The sequence below is a fragment of the Solihabitans fulvus genome (genome assembly GCF_008386585.1).
GTDB lineage: Bacteria > Actinomycetota > Actinomycetes > Mycobacteriales > Pseudonocardiaceae > Solihabitans > Solihabitans fulvus.
On sequence record NZ_VUOB01000447.1, the window covers coordinates 1 to 208 of the forward strand.

At 74.5% G+C, this 208-nt stretch carries 1 protein-coding gene; it reads right to left on the bottom strand.

Features of this window, described 5'->3' with window-relative positions:
• Nucleotides 1–183, bottom strand: a 183-nt coding sequence (locus F0L68_RS41980) for a hypothetical protein (RefSeq protein WP_223199686.1), incomplete at its 3' end; no start/stop codon positions are given.
• Between the last annotated feature and the right edge of the window lie 25 nt (nt 184–208).

Consider the following 208-nt stretch of genomic DNA (forward strand, 5'->3'; position numbering starts at 1 on the left):
CGGCCGGTCGGGATAGTCGGCGGACCGGGCGCTGCCGTGCGCGGCGGTCCAACAGCGGTCGAACTCGTCGGTGCTGACCGCCCTTGCGGCCAACGGCGGCGGGGCCGGCACCGAGCTGGTGGTCGTCGACGACGTGGCCGGGCTGGCAACCTGGCCGTCGTGCGAGTCCTGGAGGGACTGCATCATGATCACCCCGCCCCCGGCCAGC